The 5,153-nt window shown below is 70.8% G+C and carries 6 protein-coding genes; all 6 read right to left on the reverse strand.

Annotation, left to right across the window (positions count from 1 at the left end):
• Positions 1-122: 122 nt before the first annotated feature.
• Positions 123-518 (reverse strand): response regulator, encoded by a 396-nt coding sequence (locus tag HW578_RS22535; protein WP_456308295.1) that lies wholly within the window; start codon positions 516-518, stop codon positions 123-125.
• A 148-nt stretch (positions 519-666) separates the two neighbouring features.
• Positions 667-1,554 carry an alpha/beta fold hydrolase gene (locus HW578_RS22540; RefSeq protein ID WP_232479207.1) on the reverse strand — a complete coding sequence of 296 codons (888 nt, stop codon included), beginning with the start codon at positions 1,552-1,554 and terminating at the stop codon, positions 667-669.
• Between the two features lie 31 nt (positions 1,555-1,585).
• Positions 1,586-2,494 (reverse strand): lipid A biosynthesis lauroyl acyltransferase, encoded by a 909-nt coding sequence (locus HW578_RS22545; protein ID WP_198372958.1) that lies wholly within the window; start codon positions 2,492-2,494, stop codon positions 1,586-1,588.
• Positions 2,481-3,512 (reverse strand): zinc-binding dehydrogenase, encoded by a 1,032-nt coding sequence (locus tag HW578_RS22550; protein ID WP_232479208.1) that lies wholly within the window; start codon positions 3,510-3,512, stop codon positions 2,481-2,483. The genes HW578_RS22545 and HW578_RS22550 overlap by 14 nt, the downstream gene beginning before the upstream one ends.
• The gene (locus HW578_RS22555; protein ID WP_198372959.1) at positions 3,509-4,771 is read right to left on the reverse strand and encodes a beta-ketoacyl synthase N-terminal-like domain-containing protein; all 1,263 of its coding nucleotides are present in this window, start codon (positions 4,769-4,771) and stop codon (positions 3,509-3,511) included. The genes HW578_RS22550 and HW578_RS22555 overlap by 4 nt, the downstream gene beginning before the upstream one ends.
• Before the next feature lie 30 nt (positions 4,772-4,801).
• A partial coding sequence (locus HW578_RS22560) for a hypothetical protein (protein ID WP_198372960.1) occupies positions 4,802-5,153 on the reverse strand: 352 nt, incomplete at its 5' end.

Here is a 5,153-nt window from a genome sequence, read left to right on the forward strand (position 1 = left end):
GCCAATACCCGGATCTCCAACGCCAGCTCTCCCCCAACCATCCAGGCCCCCGCCACAACGACGAGGCACCCTAAGCCTGGGTCAGCTTTCAACCGGCGACTGGGTCAGTTTCACTCCGGCGGCTACAGGCCGACCTGCAGCGTCGGCTGACTGAAGCCCTTGGCGCGGCGCACGATGGCTTGGATGCGGGCAACCAGCTCCTGCTGATCGAAGGGCTTGGTGATGAAGTCGTCGGCGCCCATGCCGAAGACCTTCACCTTGGTCTGGGGACGCGACACGCCCGAGAGGATCAGCACCGGCGTCTCGATCCGCGCGGCGCGCAGGCGGCGGACCACCTCGGAGCCGTCGATGTCCGGCAGCATGAGGTCGAGGATCACGATGTCGTAGTCGTAGAGGCGGGCGAGTTCGACCGCCTCCTCCCCCGTATCGGCGGTGTCGACGATCATCGCCGCCTGCTTGAGCATCAGGGTGATACCGCGAGCAGTAGTGAGATCATCCTCAACTAACAAGACGCACATTTTGGTGCCCTCTCACGCTACAGGCGTAGATTACCACCTATGCGCGTATCCTCAAGCGGTTTTTCATCCCTGGTTTGCATCAAGAATGGTCGGTAAACGCCTGATTTGAGGATTATGCGCCTTTTTGGGACAAACCAACCCTTCAAGGTTATCGCGGAAGGGAGAGCAGAGCTTCTACCCAGGGTTGTGGCGCCTCCCGCGGCAGGAAATGCCCCGCACCCGGCACCACCGCACGCCGGAACGGCCCGGAAAACCATCGCGCGCAGCCCTCGCTGTTCGCCGGCGGGTCAACCCCATCCTCAGCGCCATGGAGCACCACGCTCGGCACCGTGATCGGCAGGCGCTGCGCCAGGCGGTCCTCGATCTCCTGCAGCGACGGGTCCCCGGCAGCCGCGCGGTGCCGGTGGCGATAGGACTGCACCACCGTCGCCACGAAATCCGGATTCGCAAAGCTGGCGGCAGTGCGGGCGTACTCCGCCTCGGTGAAGCGCCAGGTCGGCGACCACAGGCGCCACAGATGCCGGCAGAAGGCCGCGCGGTCCTGCTCCAGCGCCGCCACCCCGCGATCCGTGTGCAGGTACCATTGGTACCAGTAGCGCGCCTCCTGTTCCGGCGGCGCCGGGCGAATCGACCCGGCGATGTCCTGGATGTTGTAGCCATTGGCCGAGACCAGGCCGCGCACGCGTCCGGACCACAGCGCCGCCACGATGCAGGCCGCCCGCCCACCCCAGTCATAGCCCGCCAGCGCCGCCTGGCTGATGCCCAGCGCGCCCATCAGCGCCAGCAGGTCGGCCCCCAGCGCGGCCTGCTGCCCCGACCGCGGGGTCGCGGCATCGCGATACCGTGTCGGCCCATAGCCACGCAGATAGGGCACCACCACGCGCATCCCGGCCTCCGCCAGCGCCGGCGCCACGCCATCCCAGGCGCGCGCATCGTCCGGGAAGCCGTGCAGCAGGATCGCCGCCGGCCCGTCTTCCGGCCCATGCAGTTCCACCGCGACGTCGATCGCCCCGGCGGTGACCATGATGTGCGACATGCGCGCCCTCCTTCGCTGAGGGCGCGATGGTCTACCGCCAGCGGCGATGCATCCAGAGCCATTGCCCGGGATGCTCGCGGACCCATCCCGCGATGACGTCGTTCATCGCCTGGGCCGCGGCATCGACATCGACCAGGCCCTCGGCGTCCCGCGGCAGGGCGATCTCCTCCGTCAGCTCCAGCCGGAAGCGCCCACCCGGCAGGCGGATGGCGCGCGCGCCATGCACCGGGCAGTCGAAGCGGCGCGCCAGCTGCGCCAGCAGCGGATTGGCGAAGGCCGGCCGGCCGAGGAAGTCGATCCGCGGCCCGCGCCCGAAGCGCTGGTCCACCAGCATGCCGATATGCTGGCCGCGTTCCAGCGCGCGCGCCAGCTTGAAGGGCGCCGACATGCCTGCAGCCACCAGCGTGCCCATGCTGTCCCGGCGCAGGCGCAGGATCTCCTTGGCCACCGCCGGGCTGTTGGGCGTGCGGTAGAGCACGGCGCTCTCGATCCCGTGCCGGGCCGCGGCGATTGCCGGCAACTCCCAGTTCGCGAGATGCGCGGAGAACACGATCGCCGGCCTGCCGTCGTCGCGCAGGCGCTCGTACAGCGCGACAGTCTCCGCGCTGGCGGTGATGCGCCCGGCCTCGGGCCGCGCCGGGTCGAAATCCCAGATGCGGTCCATGTGCACGTATTCGCAGGCGACACGCCCAAGGTTGTCCCAGGCCTCGCGCAGGATGGCCCCGCGCTCGGCCTCGGATTTCTCCGGAAAGGCTCCCGCGATGTTCTCCCGCGCGATGCGGTGCGCGCCGGTCAGCGGGCCGAGGGTGCGCGCGATGGCCGCCCCGATCCGCGGCCCGGAATCCGGCCCCAGCAGGCGCAGCAGCGCGAAGACCGCCCGGACCAGGAGCCCGAACAGCCTGTCGGCGAAAAGCCAGAGCCGATACTTAAAGCGTAACAACGATCTTCCCGAAGACGCGCCGGCTCTCGAGCCGGTCGAGCCCCTCGGCGAAGCGCTCCACCGGCAGCACCGTGTCCAGCACCGGCAGGATGCCGCGCGCCATCTTGGCGTAGCCATCGGCGATGTTGCGCATGGATGCGCCGAAGGACCCGAAGATGCGCAGCTGGCGCTGGAAGATCATCATCAGATTGGTCTCGGCGGAGACGCCCGAGGTGGACCCGCAGGTCACCAGCCGCCCGCCCATGCGCAACGACAGCAGCGACCCCGCCCAGGTCGAGGCGCCGACATGCTCGAAGACGACGTCCACGCCGACCTTGTTCGTCGCGCGCCGCGCCACGGTCGGGAAGTTCTGCGTGGCGTAGTTCACGACAATATCGGCGCCGAGCGCCTTGGCCTTCGCGCATTTCTCGTCATCGCCGGCGGTGGCGATGACCGTGCAGCCGAGATCCTTGGCGATCCGCACCGCCACCGTGCCGATCCCCGACCCGGCGGCATGCACCAGGATGGTCTCGCCAGGTTCGAGCTTCGCATTGTCGAACAGCATGTGCTCGACGGTCGAGAAGGTGATCGGCCCGCAGGCCGCATCCTCCCAGGAGATGCCCGCGGGCACGCGGACCAGCAGCCGCGCCTCCTGGTTCACCAGTTCGCAGGCGAAGCCGCCGACATGGAAGCCCTTCACGCCGCGGACGTCCTCGCAGAGGTTGTCCTGCCCGGCCAGGCAGCGGCGGCACTTGCCGCAGGTCAGCGCACCATAGGGCGCGGCGCGGTCGCCGACCTTCCAGCCGGTGACACCCTCGCCCACCGCGACCACCTCGCCCACCGCCTCCGCGCCCACGATCAGCGGCATCTCCCGCTTGGCGAAGGCCATGCCGCGGAAGCCCCACACATCGATGTGGTTCAGCGCGACCGCCTTGATGCGCAGCGTCACCTCGCCCGGGCCGGGCGGCGGCGGGGCGGGAACATCCTCGAGCCGCAGGTCGCGGTCGCCATGCAGGCGCAGCGCGCGCATCGTCGTCATGGCGCGGCACTCACCACCAGGCAGACATTCTGCCCGCCGAAGCCGAAGGAATTGGACAGCACGTGGCGCAGGCCGGACACGCGGCGTGCCTCGTTCGGCACCACGTCCAGCGTGATCGCCGGGTCGGGCTCGTTGTGGTTGATCGTCGGCGGCAGCACCTGGTCGCGGATCGTCAGCAGCGACAGCGCCGCCTCGATCGCGCCGGCCGCCGAGAGCGTGTGCCCCAGCATCGACTTGTTCGACGAAATGGGCGGCGGCGCATCGCCGAACACGGCGCGCATGCCGAGCGTCTCCATCTTGTCGTTCTCCGGCGTGCCGGTCCCGTGGGCGTTGACGTAGCCGATGTCGGCGGGCGCGATGCCCGCATCCGCGATGGCGTTGCGCATCGCGCCGATGATGGCGTGCCCATCCGGGTTCGACCGGGTGCGATGGAAGCTGTCCGCCCGCTCGCCGCAGCCCGAGACGATGCCCAGCACCGTCGCCCCGCGGGCGCGCGCGTGCTCCAGGCTTTCCAGCACCAGCGCCGCCGCGCCCTCGCTCATCACGAAGCCGTCGCGCGTCCTGTCGAAGGGGCGCGACGCCTTCTCGGGTTCCTCGTTGCGCGCCGTCAGCGCCGAGAGCAGCGAGAAGCGGATCACCGCCTCCGGCTGCACCGACCCATCGGCGCCGAGCGCGATGACCGCCTTGGCCTCGCCGCGCTGGATCGCCTCGACCGCCATCTGGATGGCCGAGGCGCCCGTCGCGCAGGCCGTGGTCAGCGCGATCGGCGCGCCGCGCGTGCCGAAGCGCGCCGCGAGACGCTCGCCGACCCCGCCGAACATGAAGGTCTCGTAGAGGTCGCGCCGCCCGGTCGCGACCTCGGTCGCCGCGCGATAGGACCCGTCGCCATTCGCCCGCCGCGCCAGGTCGAAGCGCTGCGGCCATTCGTATTCCACCGGCGGCATGCCGACCATCAGCGGGCCGGGAAAGCCGCCCTCGCCCATCGCGGCCTGGGCCAGCGCCTCGGCCACCGCGGCCTCGGCCATGCGCTCCACCCGCACCGGGGAGCTCACCGGCTCGGCGCCGGCCGCTTCCTCGGGCAGTTCGACCGTGCCGGCGATGGTGGTGCGCAGCTTGTCGGTGGGGAAGCGCCGGATGCGCGAGATGCCCGACCGGCCGGCGACGATCGCCGCCCAGCTCGCCTCCCGTCCCCAGCCGAGAGGGGTGACGATGCCGATGCCGGTCACCGCTACCAGCGGCCGTCCGAGATGGTCCTTCATGCCGCGCCTTCCTTCATGCCGCGCGCGCCATCAGCCGGCGCGCTCCAGCAATGCCAGCGCCTCGCCTCGCCACTGGCCGAAGCCGGTGACCAGGATGCGATCGACCGGCCCCTCCCCGGCATCCGCCGGGTCCATCGCCGGATAGAAGCCACCGCGCGAGAGCGCGAGCGCGCCGAGCGCGACATTGGCCGGGAAGGTCGCCTCCACCCCATGCCCGAGCAGCGACCCGGTGCGCCGCACCGCCGCCGCGCCGAGACCCGCCAGGAAGGCGTCTTCCTCCGCCCGGGCCTCGGCCACGCCGGTCATGCCCGACAGCACGCCGAGCCCGGCACCCGCGGGCGCGCCCAGCGCCACGTGCAGCGCCCGCGCCGCCGAGGCCGAG

It is taken from the genome of Roseomonas rosulenta (assembly GCF_016106005.1).
Taxonomy (GTDB): Bacteria; Pseudomonadota; Alphaproteobacteria; order Acetobacterales; family Acetobacteraceae; genus Neoroseomonas; species Neoroseomonas rosulenta.

Excerpts from the sequence above, each read along its gene's own strand:
- HW578_RS22535 (WP_456308295.1), bottom strand. The coding sequence starts at position 518 with ATGTGCGTCTTGTTAGTTGAGGATGATCTCACTACTGCTCGCGGTATC.
- HW578_RS22540 (WP_232479207.1), bottom strand. The coding sequence starts at position 1,554 with ATGTCGCACATCATGGTCACCGCCGGGGCGATCGACGTCGCGGTGGAA.
- HW578_RS22550 (WP_232479208.1), bottom strand. The coding sequence starts at position 3,512 with ATGACGACGATGCGCGCGCTGCGCCTGCATGGCGACCGCGACCTGCGG.
- HW578_RS22555 (WP_198372959.1), bottom strand. The coding sequence starts at position 4,771 with ATGAAGGACCATCTCGGACGGCCGCTGGTAGCGGTGACCGGCATCGGC.